The organism is Brevibacterium sp. AGC70 (assembly GCF_057334195.1).
Genome location: NZ_JBHFIH010000018.1, coordinates 350923 through 367824, shown reverse-complemented (window position 1 = coordinate 367824; position 16902 = coordinate 350923). Strand labels below are relative to the sequence as shown.

Here is a 16902-nt window from a genome sequence, read left to right as displayed (position 1 = left end):
TATTCGGAAGTGCCCGCCCTATTTTGCCTGCGAGGAGCCTGTCTCAGCGCTTTGAGAGGATATACGTGCGATCGTTGCCGACGTACCAGAGATCCTCTGTGCCGATTGCGACATCGCCATAGCGCCATGGAATCTCCGCTGCGCCGAAGGATCCGACCTGCAGCACGTGTTTGTACCCGGGCCGCAGTTCATTGGCGAACGATTCCTGCTTGCCCATGAGGTGTCCGACATTGCGCTTGCGGTACTCCGTGTTGAAGTCCACGTCCTCTCCGAGCATGCCGATTTCGACCATGCGCTCGAGGTGGGGTGCCAGGTAGTCCAAGGTCCCTTCGTGGACGTCTTCGCAGACTACCCCGGGCTTCAGCTGACCGATGATGCCCTCACGGACGACATCGAAGAAGAACTCATAGGCCTGTATCGCACCCTCGGTGCGCGGCAGGGAACGTGCCATGTCAGATGTCGCAACGGTGACACCGTCGAAGGTGATGCGCACACCGGCGTCGAGCTGAATGCACTTGGTGTCGTCGTTGATCGGGAAATCGACCGGAGGCCCAGGGAATAGCATCCGGTTCGATGAGTGCAGATTCGTGAAATAGGGCTCGATCGCGAAGGGAATCGCATTGTCCGTCCGGAACTCGACGATCTTATCGACGTAACGCGCATAGATGTCCAGCTCGGTGAATTCCTCGCCTGCTGCCAAAGAGTCTTTGGCCCAGCTCAGCGCTTCCTCGATGGCGAAGACGCTGCACCTGGCAGCGACGACCTGGAATCCCAGATCTTCGTGATCGCGGATGTCTCGCCAGTGTCCGAGCGAAGTCGACAGTTCGCTCACGTTGGCACCTTCGGATTCCAGCTCCAGCACCAGTCCGGTCGGGATCCATTCTTCCTCGACGCCGATCTGAGTGCCGTGTGCAAGTGCCACGACGCCGGCGCCGTACCCGGCGAACCGACCAACCGGAGTGCCTCCCACGCCATGAGCGGTTTCGGGTGCGAGCACATAGAGCTTTTCATCGTGTGCAGACCATAGGGCCAGCTGGTCCCCGCCCTGCCGAGCCCCGACGACTTCGCTGAAGTTCGGGGGCGCGGAGATGAGGACGGCGTCGAGACTCTCGTTCGTCGCCAGAGACTGCAATGCCTCATAACGGGTGTCGGTCTCTGACTGGATCTCCTTGGCGAGACCTGAAAGATGGTCGACGTCCTGAATGAGCCTCTTGGCCGTCTCGGCTCCGAGCCTGCGCCACTGTGCGAACCGTTCGAGCACAGCCTCGGTGTCAACCTCATAGGCCACGACCGGAGTGGTCGGCTGCTTATCGGCAACGACGTCGAGGCTCTTCGACAGGGCCGAGTAGTGCTTCATGACGACGTCGGACGCAAGACCGACCTGTTCGCCATCAGCCAGCTCGCCAACCAGAGTTGTCAGTGATGCAGATGCGGGGGTGTCGGCGACGATCCGCGGGTCGATCGTCACCCATGGCGCATAGAACCTCATTCGGTCCTTCGGAACTCCGGCGGACAGCGCGTTTCCCTGTTCCTGCTGACGTACGAGCAGAACCTCACCTTCGGAGGTATCAGCGACGATCGGGGCGACCAGAGGGCTCGAATCAAGCCGAATCGCAGAGAACAGCAGACTCTTCTGGGCATTCAGTCCGAAGGAATCCGCCAGGCGCGTCTTGTCTGTTGTCAGTTTGATCATTGTGTATCCAACTCCATATGTGTTTCGTGAGACTCGTTCGTCTCCTGCGGTGCGAATGGCATCCGAAGTCGAATGGATTTCGGACGGTCGGCCATCCGTCAGGTGTGTTCGTCGGGCCGAGAAAGCTGGGCGGGCAGTCCGCTCAGCTGATTCCTGCCGTCACTCCGATGTGGGATTCGATTTCCGCGACATAGTGGGCGAAGTCCTCCGAGAACTTGTGCTCCTTCGCGCGCGGACGTTCGATGTCGATCTTGACGTCGGCGATGATGCGTCCGGGACGGTCGCCGACAACCACAACGCGGTCTCCCAACCACACCGCTTCGGAGATGCTGTGGGTGACGAAGAGGACACTGCAGCCCGTACGGCGCCAAATGCGTTGGATCTCGAAATTCATCGAATCGCGTGTCATGGCGTCGAGGGCACCGAAGGGCTCGTCCATGAGCAGGATCTCCGGACGCGAAACCAATGCCCGGCAGATGGCGACTCGCTGCTGCATGCCGCCGCTGAGTTCGTAGGAGTATCGGGTCGCCTTCTCCCCAAGTCCGACCATGTGCAGCAGTTCCATGGCATAGTCCTTGGACTCCGGAGTGACGGCATCACGAAACTCCAAGGGCAACAGCACGTTATCGAGGTTGTTGCGCCATGGCAGGAGCACCGGGCTCTGAAACACCATGCCGATATCCTTGAGAGCCTCGCTGATCTCGCGACCACGGATGAGGATCTCTCCCTCCGTGGCCTCTTGAAGTCCGGAGATGGTATTGAGCAGTGTGGTCTTTCCACTGCCTGACTGCCCGACGATCGAGACGAACTCTCCGGGGTTGACGTGGAAATCGAGATCTTTGAGGACCACGTTCTCCTGACCGTCTCGAGAGGTGTAGGTCTTACCGACGTTATTGACTGAGATCGCGTAATCAGCGGTCATGGTGGTTCTCCATTCACTTGGTGGGGGCCGCTACGTCTTCGTCGTGGCGAATCGGATCGATGTAGTCATTGGAATAGATGTCATCGACCGTGAGCTCGGTAGAATCTTCGAGGCCCAGGAAGTCGGTGGCCACGGTGAGCATCTGCTGGACGCCGTCGTCACTCATCGTGCCGAACTGATCATCGGCATCTCCGGTGGCCCAGTTGAGTCCGCACTGAGACTTGAGCGCATAGGTCACAGTGTCTGCTTCGTAGCCCTGGACTTCCTTTGTGAAGTCTTCGGCGGTCTGCTCTGGATTCTCACATGCCCAGAGGAAACCTTTTTGCATGGCCCTGTTGAACTTCTTGACTCGTTCAGGCTCGTTGGCGAGAGCGTCGTCTGAGACCACGATTCCGTTGCCGTAGAGGTCGATTCCCACATCGGACCATTTGAGTATGGTCGCCTTCTCGCCCAGCGCCATGAGCGCGGGCTCATCCGACACGTAGAGGGCAAGGTTGGCATCCCACCGGTCTGCCAGAAGTCCGGGTATCTTCGACTCACCTGTCGCGTGGACGACGTTGACGTCTTCCTCTTTGAGTCCGCTCCGCTCGATTGCGAGTGGCCACATGGCCGTCATGGCTCCGGCACCTTCTGTGGCGACGGTTTTGCCCTTCATGTCCTCCCAGGATTCGATACCTGAGCTTTCGAGGGCAATCGTCGCATAGGCCGAGCGCGCCTGGAGCAGGTTCACCTGTTTGACGTGTGCCCCTTTGCCCTGGCTGAGGATCGTGGCGCCGAAATCGGCCCAACCGGCGTCGACTCGCCCCGTCTCGACCGAGGTCACCGTGTTCGTCGAACCCGACCCGGGCATGAGCGAGACGTCGAAGCCTTCTTCTTCAAAGAACCCTTGCGCCTCGGCGGCGAAGAACGGCGCATGCTTGGGCAGATAGGCGACATCGACCATGAGGTTGAAGTCATCGAGACCGTCCTCGGGCGCACAAGCTGCCAGACCAACGACGGAAAGGAGGAGCGGAGCAACAAGAAGCTTCTTCATGATATGCATCGTTCCGTGCCTCATTTCGTGTAGTTCTTCCACGGCAGCAACTTCTTCGACACGAGGTCGATGATGAAGAAGAGCAGAAGAGCAATGGCTGCAAGAACAATGAAGGCCGCGAACATCGACGGCAGGTCCACCTGGGCGTTGGCCAGCAGAATGACGTAGCCGAGTCCCTTGGAGCCCGCAATGAACTCACCGACGACTGCACCGCCGACGGCAAGCGAGATTGAGATCTTCGCGCCGGTGAAGATCGAGGGGAGCGCATAGATGAAGTCGATCTTCATCATCTTCTTCAGCTTCGATGCACGGTTGATACGCGCCAGATCCTGAAGTTCGTTGGGCACCGAGTTCAGCCCGTCGAATGTATTGATGACGAGCGGGAAGAATGCGATGGCCATGGCCACAAAGGCCTTCGATTCGAAGCCGAAGCCGAACCACACGATGAAGAGGGGCGCCAGCGCGACCTTCGGAATCGTATCGATGGCGATGAGTGCCGGGTAGAGGAAGGGCCGAAGGAACGAGGCATAGTAGAGCAGCGCCCCGCACAGGACACCCAGCGCTGTCCCGAGGGCGAAGCCCGCAAGGCCTTCTTGCAGGGTGGTCAGAGCATTGAGCGCGAAATAGCCGGGATTGGTGAAAAGCTCTTCGAATGCAGAGATCGGACCAACCAGCAGATACTTCGGGAAGTCAAAGATGACGACCACAAGTTCCCACAGCGCGAACAGCGCAGCAAGCCCCACGACTGCTTTGATGCCTGCAGAGACCGACTCAGACTTGATCAGGGACTGCTTCGGCGGTTTCGGCGGACTCACCGGTGGTGGGCCGGCTTCCACGTGTTGAACTGCATCGGCTTCGATGCGAGGTGTGGTTGTCATCGGCGATCCCTCCATTGGGTCCTGGTCCATGAACGACATTGGCAGTGCATTTTTGACGTGAAACTACTGTGATGCATTCCAGTATTCGCGACGTAACGATGCATGTCCAAGATTGTTTTCGCATTTTCCAATACCCTGAAGGAATGGATGAGCATTGAGTCTCGTGGCCTCTCTTCTGCATGGATCATCACGCATTTCCGAGATGACAGAAGGAAGTCGGAGCCTCGGATCGCAATTCCGAAATCTCCGACCGCCAGCCTTCGTTACGCAAGAAGCACGGACACAGTCAGCCCCGCGCGGTCGCCAAGTCCTCCCGGAAGGCACGTCCCGCAGCACCGATGTCCCCCGCCGAGGTGATGAACCGGAAGCCCTGTTCCCTGCGAGTCCTGGCCTCCGTACCATCACCGCAGTGGATGCCTGGGATGACACCGGCCGCATCAGCTGCTGTGCGGATCCGAGCGACCGCCTCGGCGTGGGCGTCGTTTGGTTGCCCGGGGAGCGAGTCCACTGCGAACGCAAGGTCGGCCGGTCCGATGTAGACACCGTCGATTCCGGGAACCTCACAGATCTTCTCGACGTTGGCCAGGCCCTCCCTGTTTTCGATCATGACGAAGAGCAGTGGGCGCTCGTCACGAGTGTCCTGCACCGCATCGTGCATGAGCTCGGCGGTCGGGCCCCAGGAGCGGTCGCCGCCTCGGCTCGGGTAGTCGAGTGCAGCAGCTGCCGCCTCGGCGTCAGCGACGGAGGAGACCAAAGGAACGATGACGGCTTCAACTCCGGCATCGGCGAGCATCCCGATCTCTGTGAAGCGGTTCGCCGCAACCCGGGCAGTGACCAGGGCGGATCCGCTGGCACGGATGGCATCTGTGAGCCGCAGGATATCTGTGGGACGAGTGAAGCCGTGCTGCATGTCGAGGCACACATAGTCATACCCTGCATCCGATCCGATCTTCGCGAGCTCCTGACTCGTCGACATCATCCACAGCCCGTTGTAGACCTCTCCAGTGGCGAGGCGAGCGCGATGTGTTTTCAATGCTTCAGTCATATGTGCATCGAATCACACCGACCACCCTGACGCCAGGTATGCCCGGCATCCGGATCATCCATGTGGTCTGGTCGGATCAACAGCAGAACCAGATCCGCATGGAACCCGCACAGTGTCATGCACTGCTCGCTTCCACAAGATCGTCGAGTGCTTCGAGGATGTGGCGATACGGCTTCCCCGTCGCCCGTGTCATCCCGATCTCACACGTCCGATTCGTCGAGGCGTGAACGTCCGCGCCGATCGATTCGACCTCGGCCGCCTCATCCTTCGTCGCCGAGGCGGTGAGTTCGGGATGGAGCATTCCCCGGTCCCCAGCGAAGGCACAGCACCCCCAGGAATCGGGCACGCTGACCTCATCAGCGATGGATCCGGCGAGCGCTGTCAGGTCCTCGTTGATTCCCAGTTGGGTCGAGGAGCATGTCGGGTGGAGAGCGATCGACGGCAGACGATGCTCGGTCGAGAGCACACCTCGGCCCCGTCCCTCGCGCGAGCAGACCCGCGTGGAAAACTGGTTCCCGTCTCCGCAGCTGCTCATCAGCGTCTGCCGCCGAGGTGTCGAGAACGGTTCCGCTGGGAAGGACGAGCACGAGCGAGTCAAGCGTCCGATAGGTGTTCGCTTCGATCCCGCAGGCCATGCCGGAGGAGTTGTTAGCGACGACTCCTCCGATGGTGCAGGCAATCTCGCTGGCCGGGTCCGGCCCCAGTTTCCGCCCATGCCGCAGCAGCCGCGCGTTCACAGCCCTGACCACGGCCCCGGGTGGGCAGCGGACCCGGTCACCGTCGTCGAGGCCGTCGATGTCCCTGAAATGCCTTCTCGTGTCGACGAGCACCCCGTTCGAGACGGACTGCCCAGACAGGCTGGTCCCACCGGAGCGGAAGGTCATCGGCGCTCTGCCCTGCCGTGAGGCCGAGAACACTGCCGCCACCTCCTTGCGGATCCGCGGCTTCACCACGGCCTGCGGTGTCAGCAGGTAGTGGGAAGCGTCGTGTGCGGCGGCCAGCCGGTCGCTGGCGCGGGTGCCGACCTCATCAGCTGCGGCCCGCAGATGATCGATGAGTCCCGTGTCGGCGGGAGAAAGCAGGGACATGTGGTTCCCTCCTAAAGCTGCTGAGTCCGCAGCTGTTCGGCGATGTATTCCGCCTGCCGAATCGCCAGTGCGACGATGGTCAGTGTCGGATTGGCCGCCGCGCTTGAGGTGAAGACCGAACCGTCGGAGATGAAGAGGTTCTTCACATCATGGGAGCGACCCCATTTGTCGACCACGCCGTCCTCAGGCCGTTCGCTCATTCTCGCTGTGCCCAGATTGTGCGTCGACGGATACGGCGGTGTCCGATGCGAGGTCTGTGCCCCGACTGCCCTGTAGACGCTCTCGCCTGCAGCGTAGCCGTGTTCGCGCATTGCCAGGTCATTCGCGTGATCGTCGTAGTGGACGTTCGGTACGGGAAGACCGTGCTGATCCTTGACCGTGGTGTTCAGTGTGATCCGGTTGGACTCCTGCGGCAGGTCCTCTCCGACGATCCACATGCCAGCCGTGTTGAGGTAGCGATCCATGAGCGCGGCGAAGTCAGGACCCCAGGCGCCGGGCTCAACGAATGCCGACATGAAGGCCGGGCCCAGTGAGATCGTCTCCATGTAGTAGCCTCCTGCGAATCCACGGTCGGGATCGTGGATCGACTCGTCGGCGATGACGCCGGCCATGGTCTCACCCCGGTACATTCGCACGGGCTTGTCGAAGTGTCCCCACACTGTCCCGGTGAGGTGGCGCATGTAGTTTCGCCCCACCTGTCCCGAGGAGTTCGCGAGCCCGTCGGGGAAGCTCGGTGTGCCCGAGAGGAGCAGCAGCCTGGACGTTTCGATCGAGTTTCCGGCCACGCACACCAGCTTGGCGGCCTGACGCTGCAGATTTCCTTCCCCGTCGAGGTAGAGGACGGCGTCGGCCTTCCCTCCTGAATCATGGGTGATCTGGACAGCCTGAGAATCGGGACGGAGATCGAGCAGGCCCGTCTCCGCTGCTCGTGGGATCTCTCTGACCAGGGTCGACCATTTCGACTTGTTCTTGTCTCCCTGAAAGTTGAAGCCATCCTGGATCGATGCGGGACGGCCATCGTATTCCTCGGCATTGGTCGCATAGGGGCCGGTGGCGTAGTAGCGGTACCCGACCTCCTTGGCACCGTTGGCGAAGACCTTGTAGTTGTTGTTCGCCGGCAGGGGCGGACGTCCGTGAACGTGAGTCGAACCCATCGATTTCTCGGCTCGGTCGTAGTACGGAGCCATCTCTTCGAGCGTGATCGGCCAGTCGAGGAGATTGGCTCCCTCGATGCGTCCATAGGCGCTGCGGGCACGGAACTCATGATTCTTGAAACGCGGGGTGGCTCCGGACCAGTGGGTCGTCGTGCCTCCGACGGCTTTGACGATCCATGCCGGCAGATTGGGGAAGTCCTGCGCGATTCGCCACGACCCGGTCGTCGTCCGCGGATCCAGCCAGGCCATCTGGTTGAACGCTTCCCATTCGTTGTTGACGTAATCGTCATGTCCCAGATGGGGACCTGCTTCGAGGACGACGACAGGGATTCCCTTGGCCGTCAGCTCATACGCGAGTGTGCCACCTCCGGCGCCGGATCCGATGATGACGACTGCCTCGTCGTTCTTGTCAATGCTGTAGCCGGTGACACTGCCGCCGGACGCTGGTTTCGCTGCCATCATTTCTTCACCTCGCCCATCTCGGCCTGCTCAGCGCTCGGCTGATTCGTCGATTCGTCTGTCACGTTGACCGTCTGCGGTCCCAGGTGTGCACCTGGGCCGAGTTCCGGCAGGTCCTCGCCCTCCGGATAGAGGATGCGCGGTTCGGGCAGCCAGTCCAGATCGTTGAATCCTCGATGGACATAGCCGCCGAGGTCGAACGACGGTCCTTGATATCCCAGGATCTCCCACACCTCTTCATCGTCGTAGAGACCGAGCGCTGCGGTGCGGCGGACGAACCCGAAGAACTCCGTGCCTTCGACGCGGCGCAGCACCCGCAGTGCTTCATCGTCACCCAGTGAGCAGAAGCTCTTGTCGGAGAGCTGGTCAAGTGACTGCAGTCCTTGGATGAGAGCCACCCGAAACCAGGTCTCGGCGTCGGCTTCGACAAGGATCTTGTCGGCAGTCCGTTCGTACGGGCCATCGGGAAAATTCTCGTGTGGAAATGCCACTCTCAGCACTCTGACAAGAGTCTGTCGGGCCTCATCGGTCATCTCCATCGCGTTCAGCGACGGAAATTTGGCAGGGAATGCCATGTGGGTGCTCCTTTGCTCCTCTGCTGGTGCCCCGGGGGATCCGGGCACCTTTGCCGAACCGGTCAGAAGCAACTTATGTGAACTGGACCACCGAGCACTATCCTTATTCTCACGAGGCGATAAACAGGGGAGCGCGAATGTCGAACAGCACCGTCATCAACAGGGTCTTCTCCGTGCTCGAGGCGGTGTCCTCCTCTGGAAGCGCCTCAGCGAAGACCATAGCCGACCGTCTCGAGATCCCTCTGCCCACCGTCTATCGCCTGCTCCATGAACTCGAAGACTGCAGCTATCTCGTCTACCTGAAGGAAGACAAGAGCTTCGAACTCGGACCGAAGTGCTTTGAACTCGGACTGTCATTCCAGCAGCGCCTCATAGCTCCTCAGCCCATCCGTCAGATCACCGATGAGCTGCATCGCAGCTTGGGCACGGCCGCCTATTTTGCGATCTACCGGGGGTCGGACATCCTGCTGACCTACTCTTCCGACTGCGAGAAGCATCCCCGCCTCCGCCCGCTTCGCTTCGGCTTCAACGAGGCTGCACATGCCACTGCCTTCGGCAAGATCCTGCTCTCGGCCATGCCGGAGACGCAGCGTACCGAGTATCTCGATGCCCGCGGGATGCCCGTGCTCACGCCGCACACGATCGTACGCAGGGACCTGCTCGACACCCATCTCGACGAGGTGGCCACACGCGGCATCGCCTGGGAACACGACGAGTTCCTGCCGCGCCAGACCTGCGCCGCGGTGCCCGTCCACAACGGCACAGGCATGCAGGTCGGAGCCATCGCGATCAGCACTCCTTCGAGCAAGGCGACGGGACGCGCGAAGACGTTCGACATCGCACTGCGCGAGCACGCGGGGTTGTGCTCGCGATATCTGCGCGGCGGTGCCCGCTGAGAGGCCGACTCGCCACCTCGGCGACCTAAGTTTCTCGCCACATGAGAAGGACCGTATTCTCCTGGACACGCTCGTGCACAGAATGATCGTGCTTACTCAACGACGAGACACGAAGGAGCACAATAATGAGCACGACCACCAGCGTCGCTGTCGTCACTGGATCAGCACGAGGAATCGGACAGGGCATCGCACAACGCCTCGGCGCCGATGGACACCACGTCATCGTGGCAGACCTTCCCACCATGCAGGAGGGAGTACAGGAGACGGCAGCGACCATCAAAGCCGCCGGCGGCAAAGCCACCGGAGCCGAGGTCGACGTCACCGATCAAGCCTCGGTGGAAGCACTCGTGGCCACCGCCGTCGAGGTGGGCGGAAAGCTCGACGTCTTCGTGGCCAATGCCGGTATCGCTCAGGTCGAACCCCTCATCGACTACTCGAAAGAGGATTTCGAAAAGATCCTCAACGTCAACATCACCGGCGTGTTCCTGTCCTACCAGGCCGCTGCCAAGCAGATGATCGAACAGGGCAACGGCGGAAAGATCATCGGCGCTGCATCGATCGTCGCCTTCCGCCCGTTCGCACTGCTCTCACCTTATTCGGCCACCAAATGGGCCGTGCGCGGACTGACGCAGGGCGCCGCGATGGAATGGGCGAAACACGGGATCACCGTCAACGCCTACGGTCCAGGCATCGTGGGAACCTCGATGTGGGATCTCATCGATGAGAAGCTCGGAGAACAGGAGGGATTGGCCAAAGGGGAAGCAATCAAGAAGTACGCGGGAGACATCCTTCTCGGACGAGTATCGGTTCCCGAGGATGTCGCGAACCTCGTGTCGTTCCTATCCAGCGAGGACTCGGACTACATCACCGGCCAGACCATGCTCGTCGACGGCGGCATGCAGTTCTCCTGAGACACACCGCGCCTACACCAGCACCAGAGTTGGCGAAGACCCCGTCAACCCAATCAGCTACGAAAGGATCCAAATGATTTTCATCGTCGTCAAGTTCCAGGTCAAGCCCGAGAAGGCCGAGGAATGGCCGCAGATCACCAAGGAATTCACCGAGGCGACGCGAGCCGAGCCGGGAAACAAATGGTTCGACTGGTCACGCAGCCTCGACGATCCCAATGAGTACGTGCTCGTCGAAGCCTTCGATGACGACGCTGCCGAAGCACACGTGAAGTCCGACCACTTCCAGCAGGCGACCGCAGACGGCGGACCGATGAACAGCGCCCTCGTGTCCACTCCGAAGATCATCTCTCGCCAGATTGACGGTGAGGGCTGGGACGAGATGGGAGAGCTTCAGGTCAGCTGACCCCAGTTGGTCCTCCGCCTGATCTCCCGACGCCCCTGTGTCGGGAGATCAGGTTCGGGCCTTCACCTCCGGCAGGTAGCCAGCTTGCTTCTCCACCCACTCATCGAGAATCGCAGCGCGCTCGTCGAATTTCGCCGTCGGGAATGAAAGACCAGCTGTGGGAACACTGGCGCCAAGTTCCACGAGGAGCGGCCTCAGCGTGAAATCCACGGCCAGCTGATGTGCGGGCGAACCGATGGTGAAGACCGGGATCGCGGTGACTCCGTGCAGTCCACCGGCGTCGTAGCGGTCAAGGAACGCCTTGAGCAGGCCGGTGTAGCTCGCCTTGTACGTGGGCGTAGCGATCACGGCGTAGGTCGAAGTCTGCAGCTGGTCGGTGAGCGCGCTCAGCTTGGACGACTCCCACTTAAAGATTTCGTCGGTCACCTCGGCGAGCTCAATGGTCGATCCGGCCTCCGCGCCTGTCAGAGCCGCTATGAGCTCCGCAAGATCTTCGGCGATCTGACGCGTCCTCGATCCGGGATTGGGGTTGCCGACGACTGTTGTGATTCGCGTTCCCATGGGTATTCCTCTCCTCATATGCTCACCGGCCGGAGGCGATGATGAGCACAACACTAAGAGAGGCGGGCTGAGGCAACGGGATCACTGTTCATCTGACGTCATGCGCGATGCTGCAGGCCCGACGCGTCATGCGCGATGCGTGATGATCCCATCGGAGACCGTCAGCAGCACCTTCCCATGCCCCAGTTCCTCGGGTGCGGCCGCGAGCGGGTCGAAGCACGCATCGAATCCGCCTCCCTCGAGGGAATGGCGGAAACGACCCGGCGCGCAACGAAAAGGCTGCTCGAGTCCCGAGCGGTCGATGAACTCCAGCAGTCGGTCGAGACCCACGTCACCCCCCGCGCCTCCACAGCGGGCCCCCTCCACAGACCCTCGACTCCATAAATCACCATTGACTTATATTGATGGATGCTTATAATTCAGATATGCACGCTTTCGACATCCTCGGCGATCCCGTCCGGAGGAGAATCATCGAACTCCTCAGGGAGGGCGAACTGAGCGCAGGCGATGTCGTCAGCGCGGTCGGAGAGGAGTTCGGCATCAGCCAGCCGGCCGTGTCGCAGCATCTCAAGCTGCTCCGCGAAGCCGGGTTCGCAACCCAGCGAGCCGAAGGCACGAGACGCCTGTATTCCTTAGATCCGACGCCGCTCAAGGCCGTCGACCAATGGATGGATCCTTTCAAACGATTCTGGGCGCCGAAGCTCGACGCATTGTCGACCGAGATCGCGCGCGGCAAGAGACAGAAACGACTGACCGATCCACCGACTCGATCCACCGATTCGACGACTCCACCCGCCACTCCCGAGGAGAGATCATGACCGACCAGAATGAGATCATCGCAGCACAGGCCGAGAACGTCGATCGGGGCCTGTCCATAGACCTCGACAACGGCACCCAGCACACGGTCCAGTCGATCAGCCAGTCATACCCGACCACGGTCGACGACCTCTGGGACGCGTGCACGAATTCCGAGCGGCTGGAACGCTGGTTCGCACCCGTCAACGGAAACCTCGAGCTCGGGGGCCGCTACGACATCGAGGGCAACGCCTCCGGCACGGTGACCGCCTGCGAGCCGCCGCAGTCCTACAGCATCACCTGGGAGTTCGGTGGAGACTCGAGTCAGGTCACCGTGAGAGTCGAAGAGGATGGCGACCGTGCCCGGATGACGCTGGAGCACTCCCATTCGGCCGAGGCCGGTTCAGACTTCTGGACCCAGTTCGGCCCCGGCGCCACGGGCGTGGGTTGGGACCTGGCGTTCCTGGGCCTCGCCCTGCACCTGATGGCAGGAACGGGCAGACCCGAAGACGAAGAGGCCTTCATCCAGTCGGAGGCGGGCGAGATGTTCGTCCGCGAATCCAGCAGGCGCTGGGGTGAAGCATCGGCTGAAGAGGGAACGCCTGAGGCCGATGCGACCGCGGCGGCCGAACGCACCACCGGCTTCTACCTCGGCCAACCTCCGGCCTGAACACGCCGCGCAGCCTCAGACGCCGGACTCGCCATAGGCATCCATGAACATGCCGATCAGCCCGTCAACGGCCCCCTCGTCGATAGCACGGTCCGTGAGCAGCCATCGATAGTACAGCGAGCCGACGAGCACCTCGACGACAGCTGCCAGATCGGCGTCACTCTTCAGCTGACCCTGCTGCTGGGCGAGACTGATGCGCTCCAATGTGCTCTCCTCGACCGTCTTGAGGAACCGCGAGTGGATGGCCGCTCGCAGAGACTCATCCGACTGCGCAGCTGCAATGACAGCACGGTAGATCGGGCCCAGCGGCGCGTGCGAGAGCGCATAGCTCGAGCGCAGGAACTGCTCGCGCAGGTCAGCCCTGATCGCGCCCTGCGACCGGTAGTCCAGCTCGCTGGACCATACGTGATTGAGAGCATCGAGGAGAAGATCAGCAATCGTGGGCCACCGCCGATAGATCGTGTGCTTGCCCACGCCCGCACGGCGAGCGATGGCCTCGACCGTCAAGCCGCGATAGCCCACCTCCTCGGCGAGAGCAAGCGTGACATCCAGGAGCTCGAGCGTGCGCTCCGAGCCGCGGCGGCGCGGCGTCGATGACGTGGACATAGCATCACGGTATCACTAAAGGCACGGTAAGTGCCGTTGACGTTTGATTCCCTGCCGACTACTCTGGTCCAGTATCGGCACACATCGTGTCGTTAGGGATCTCGACAGCATGAACCCGTCGCTGTCCCTTCGCCGCCAAGCACCTCAATGATGAGAGTGAGCAATCATGAACATCGCACTGTGGATCGTCGCAGGCGCCCTGGCCGTCGGCTATATCGCCGGCGGAATCATCAAACTGACCTGGACACACGAGAGATACGCCGCCAGACTGCACTGGCCGGAGGACTTCACCCCCGGCACCGTGAAGTTCATGGGGGTTATCGAAATCGCCGGCGGGCTCGGACTGGTCCTACCCGGACTGCTCGGTATCGCACCCGTACTCGTACCCATCGCCGCATCGGGCATGGCGCTCTACATGGCGGGGGCCGCAACCGAGCGGATCCGCAGGCTCGAATACAGGGAGCTGCTCGGGGACCTGCTCTTCCTGACCGGACTGATCTTCGTCGCCTGGGGGCGCTTCGCCCTCATTCCGTTCGGCTGAATGGGAGAACGGCCGAGCAGCACCTCATGCCTGTATCACCCCTCATTCAGACCGACGTGCCCCCAAGGCCAACCGCGCGATATCCCTGAGCACTGCGAACTCTTCGCTATCCTCGAGCAGCCCTTTGAGCTCGACCGCAGCCTGACCCAGCACAGCCCGGTAGGCGCCGGCGACATTGTCCGGTTCCCGGGTCAGAGGGTAGGACACGCATAGTGCGAGGATGGCTCCCCCGACGGTGAAGGCCACACTCGCCGAGGCGGTTCCCTTCACCCGCGCCTGTTTCGTTGCGTAGAACTCCTGTGGATTGCCCGGGCCGCACAGCGCCAGCGCGGCAGATCCGCCGTCGACGAGTGGGAGGACGGTGCCGACGCTGCGGGAGACGCGGAGTTCGTGGTCGGCTTCGACATTGCGCACGCACACCCGGTCCTCCCCGACACGGACCCACAGCTGCACCGACTCACTGGTCAGGGTTCGCAGATGCTCGAGCACCGAGTTCGTTGTTGCGATGCTGCGTCTGCCCGGGAACGGCCCCAGGCGCAGCAGCCCGTTGCTGTCACGGACGATGAAGCGGTGAGTGCGCAGATCCGCCAGCAGCCGGTAGGTCGTGGACTTGGAATAGCCCAGACGACGGCACACCTCGGCGGCGGTCATCGGTGAGTCCTGCAGTGCTGTGAGGATCGCGGCACTGCGGTCGATGACGCCGATCTCATTGGCCGAGGCAGCCGAGACGTCGGAGCGGCCAGAGGACTCGGAGCGGCCAGTGGTCGCTGAGTTATCAGTCATGGGGTTCTCTTTCATGCGACGCTCACATCGGCCAACAGCTGGCGGCGGCGCACCCACCAGCGGAAGATGATGGGTCCGACGATACCCAGGACCATGAGCACGATGATCGACAAAGACACGGGTCGGGTCAGCAGCGGCATGAACGATCCGCCCGAGATCTGGAGCATACGCCGGAAGTTGTCCTCCAGCAGCGGCACCAGGACGAGGGCCAGGATGGACGGTGCCAGTGGAATTCCACCCTTGTCCATGAGATAGCCGATGACGCCGAAGATGCCGAGCAGCATCAGTCCGAACAGACTGAATTCGATCGCGTAGGCACCGATGGCCACGAGGACGAGGATGGAGGAGAACAGGATCTCCTTGGGCATCTTCAGCAGTTTGACGAAGACGCCCACGAGCGGCAGGTTGAGGATGATCAGGGCCACGTTGCCGATGTACATGCTCGCGATGATCGTCCAGATCAGGCCCGACTCATCGCGGAAGATCAGCGGTCCCGGCTGCAGTCCGTACATGGTGAAGACGAAGAGCAGCAGGGCCGTGGTCGCCGATCCCGGGATGCCGAGGCTGAAGAGCGGAATCATGGCACCGCCGACTCCGGCGTTGTTCGCGGCCTCGGGTCCGGCGACGCCTTCGATCGCACCGTGGCCGAACTCGGACTTCCGCTTCGAGATCCGCTTCTCCATGATGTAGGACATGAACGAGGCCAGGGACGGGCCGACTCCGGGAAGGATGCCGATGATGAAGCCGAGCACCGAGCCGCGGGCCCAGGGCATGGCCGAGCGCTGCCAGTCCTGCCTCGTCATCCATTTGTCGTCTCCGAAGCTCTGAATCACGTCTTTGGCTCCGCGTCCCAATGCGAGGTTGCGGATCGCTTCGGGGATGGCGAAGAGGGCCATGGCGAAGATCGTGAAGTCGATGCCGTCTGAGAGCAGGCTCATGCCGAAGGTCTGGCGCGGCAGGCCCGTCTGGAAGTCGAGACCGACGAGGCCGACGGCCAGGCCGATGAAGATCGAGATCAGGGCCTTCGCCCGCGAGCCGGACGACATCGTCGAGGCCAGCAGGAGTGCTGTGGCCATGAGCAGGAAGTATTCGGTAGAGCCGAAGACGTTCGCCAACTTCACGAGCACGGGAGACAGGAATGTCAGCCCGATGATCGCCAGGGTCCCGGCGAGGAAGGATCCGATTGCGGCTGTCGCCAGCGCGGCCTTGCCCCGACCTCGGCGAGCCATTTCGTAGCCTTCGATGGCGGTCACCGCACTGGCGACCTCACCAGGGGTTTTGATGAGTGTGGCGGTGATCGAGCCGCCGTACATGGACCCGTAGTAGATGCCGCAGAGCAGGATGAGTCCGTGCACCGGCTCCATCCCGAAAGACACCGGGATGAGAATGGCGATGGCAGAGATCGGGCCGATGCCCGGCAGCACGCCGACGACGGTGCCCAACAAGACGCCGAGGAGGGCGAAAGCGAGGCTCAAGGGTTCGAGCGCCGAAGCGAAGCCGCCGCCCAGATCGATGAGTGTGTCCATGCCCGCCCTCTATCCCAGAATCCCGACGGGCAGGTATACGACCAGCCCGTAGACGAATGCGACGTAGATGATGACGGAGAAGAGCACCGAGAAGATGAGGTTGCGTACCCACCTGTGCGGGGCATAGATGCTGGTCATCGTCATCAGGAAGGCCGCCGTTGAGAGCAGGAAGCCGACCGGGATGAGGATTCCGAGGTAGATGAAGAAGAGCGCGAACTGCAGCACGACCTGCTTCGACTTCGGTTCCTCGGGAGCATCGAGGACGACGCCAGCAGACTCGACGTCCGCCACGCCCTCGGACGCGACAGTGCCGGCACCGCCGCTCGCCGAGGCTCTACCCGCCGCGGTGGTTCCGCTGGGGAC

General features: G+C 61.7%; 20 protein-coding genes and 1 pseudogene. 6 read left to right on the top strand and 15 right to left on the bottom strand.

Features of this window, described 5'->3' with window-relative positions; translation table 11 throughout:
- Positions 1-43: 43 nt before the first annotated feature.
- From ACE03M_RS17050 to ACE03M_RS17010, 9 genes and pseudogenes are all read right to left on the bottom strand, one after another.
- Positions 44-1693, bottom strand: coding sequence for a M24 family metallopeptidase (locus tag ACE03M_RS17050; protein WP_485935237.1), 1650 nt, complete (start codon positions 1691-1693; stop codon positions 44-46).
- A gap of 142 nt (positions 1694-1835) precedes the next feature.
- A complete protein-coding gene (locus ACE03M_RS17045; protein WP_143924458.1) occupies positions 1836-2615 on the bottom strand; it encodes an ABC transporter ATP-binding protein in 780 nt (259 codons plus the stop codon).
- A 13-nt stretch (positions 2616-2628) separates the two neighbouring features.
- Complete coding sequence (locus ACE03M_RS17040; protein WP_485935236.1) at positions 2629-3648, bottom strand: ABC transporter substrate-binding protein; 1020 nt, start codon at positions 3646-3648, stop codon at positions 2629-2631.
- A 20-nt stretch (positions 3649-3668) separates the two neighbouring features.
- Positions 3669-4526, bottom strand: a complete 858-nt coding sequence (locus ACE03M_RS17035) for an ABC transporter permease (RefSeq protein ID WP_485935235.1) — start codon at positions 4524-4526, stop codon at positions 3669-3671.
- A 286-nt stretch (positions 4527-4812) separates the two neighbouring features.
- Positions 4813-5571 carry an HpcH/HpaI aldolase family protein gene (locus ACE03M_RS17030; RefSeq protein ID WP_485935233.1) on the bottom strand — a complete coding sequence of 253 codons (759 nt, stop codon included), beginning with the start codon at positions 5569-5571 and terminating at the stop codon, positions 4813-4815.
- 115 nt (positions 5572-5686) lie between these two features.
- Positions 5687-5917: a hypothetical protein gene (locus ACE03M_RS17025; RefSeq protein WP_143924455.1), complete on the bottom strand. Its 231-nt coding sequence runs from the start codon at positions 5915-5917 to the stop codon at positions 5687-5689.
- Between the two features lie 142 nt (positions 5918-6059).
- A pseudogene (locus ACE03M_RS17020) lies at positions 6060-6659 on the bottom strand (FAD-binding oxidoreductase); the annotation flags it as partial.
- An 11-nt stretch (positions 6660-6670) separates the two neighbouring features.
- On the bottom strand, positions 6671-8272 hold the full coding sequence (locus ACE03M_RS17015) for a GMC family oxidoreductase (RefSeq protein ID WP_485935351.1): 1602 nt from the start codon (positions 8270-8272) through the stop codon (positions 6671-6673).
- Complete coding sequence (locus ACE03M_RS17010; protein WP_485935231.1) at positions 8272-8847, bottom strand: hypothetical protein; 576 nt, start codon at positions 8845-8847, stop codon at positions 8272-8274. The genes ACE03M_RS17015 and ACE03M_RS17010 overlap by 1 nt, the downstream gene beginning before the upstream one ends.
- 137 nt (positions 8848-8984) lie before the next feature.
- Between ACE03M_RS17010 and ACE03M_RS17005 the strand changes: the two genes are divergently transcribed.
- The 3 genes from ACE03M_RS17005 (at position 8985) to ACE03M_RS16995 (ending at position 11057) form a co-directional block, all read left to right on the top strand.
- Positions 8985-9743, top strand: coding sequence for an IclR family transcriptional regulator (locus tag ACE03M_RS17005; protein WP_485935229.1), 759 nt, complete (start codon positions 8985-8987; stop codon positions 9741-9743).
- A 125-nt stretch (positions 9744-9868) separates the two neighbouring features.
- Entirely contained in the window at positions 9869-10654 is a 786-nt protein-coding gene (locus ACE03M_RS17000) for an acetoin reductase (protein WP_143924451.1), read from the top strand.
- 73 nt (positions 10655-10727) lie between these two features.
- Positions 10728-11057, top strand: coding sequence for a putative quinol monooxygenase (locus ACE03M_RS16995; RefSeq protein ID WP_143924450.1), 330 nt, complete (start codon positions 10728-10730; stop codon positions 11055-11057).
- A gap of 48 nt (positions 11058-11105) precedes the next feature.
- Here ACE03M_RS16995 and ACE03M_RS16990 read toward each other — a convergent pair whose 3' ends face one another.
- Entirely contained in the window at positions 11106-11618 is a 513-nt protein-coding gene (locus ACE03M_RS16990) for an NADPH-dependent FMN reductase (protein ID WP_143924449.1), read from the bottom strand.
- Between the two features lie 126 nt (positions 11619-11744).
- Positions 11745-11948 carry a hypothetical protein gene (locus tag ACE03M_RS16985; protein WP_485935227.1) on the bottom strand — a complete coding sequence of 68 codons (204 nt, stop codon included), beginning with the start codon at positions 11946-11948 and terminating at the stop codon, positions 11745-11747.
- Between the two features lie 95 nt (positions 11949-12043).
- On the opposite strand from ACE03M_RS16985, the gene ACE03M_RS16980 reads away from it, so the two are divergent.
- Entirely contained in the window at positions 12044-12436 is a 393-nt protein-coding gene (locus ACE03M_RS16980) for an ArsR/SmtB family transcription factor (protein WP_485935225.1), read from the top strand.
- Entirely contained in the window at positions 12433-13083 is a 651-nt protein-coding gene (locus ACE03M_RS16975) for an SRPBCC family protein (RefSeq protein WP_485935224.1), read from the top strand. The genes ACE03M_RS16980 and ACE03M_RS16975 overlap by 4 nt, the downstream gene beginning before the upstream one ends.
- A 15-nt stretch (positions 13084-13098) precedes the next feature.
- Here the strand turns inward: ACE03M_RS16975 and ACE03M_RS16970 are convergent, their stop codons facing one another.
- The gene (locus tag ACE03M_RS16970; RefSeq protein WP_485935222.1) at positions 13099-13689 is read right to left on the bottom strand and encodes a TetR/AcrR family transcriptional regulator; all 591 of its coding nucleotides are present in this window, start codon (positions 13687-13689) and stop codon (positions 13099-13101) included.
- A 166-nt stretch (positions 13690-13855) separates the two neighbouring features.
- On the opposite strand from ACE03M_RS16970, the gene ACE03M_RS16965 reads away from it, so the two are divergent.
- Positions 13856-14230 carry a DoxX family protein gene (locus ACE03M_RS16965; protein WP_485935220.1) on the top strand — a complete coding sequence of 125 codons (375 nt, stop codon included), beginning with the start codon at positions 13856-13858 and terminating at the stop codon, positions 14228-14230.
- Positions 14231-14272: 42 nt separating this feature from the next.
- Here ACE03M_RS16965 and ACE03M_RS16960 read toward each other — a convergent pair whose 3' ends face one another.
- The 3 genes from ACE03M_RS16960 to ACE03M_RS16950 all read right to left on the bottom strand — a co-directional run.
- Positions 14273-15013, bottom strand: coding sequence for a helix-turn-helix domain-containing protein (locus tag ACE03M_RS16960; RefSeq protein ID WP_485935218.1), 741 nt, complete (start codon positions 15011-15013; stop codon positions 14273-14275).
- A gap of 11 nt (positions 15014-15024) precedes the next feature.
- On the bottom strand, positions 15025-16539 hold the full coding sequence (locus tag ACE03M_RS16955; protein ID WP_485935217.1) for a tripartite tricarboxylate transporter permease: 1515 nt from the start codon (positions 16537-16539) through the stop codon (positions 15025-15027).
- 9 nt (positions 16540-16548) lie between these two features.
- A partial coding sequence (locus tag ACE03M_RS16950; protein WP_485935215.1) for a tripartite tricarboxylate transporter TctB family protein occupies positions 16549-16902 on the bottom strand: 354 nt, incomplete at its 5' end.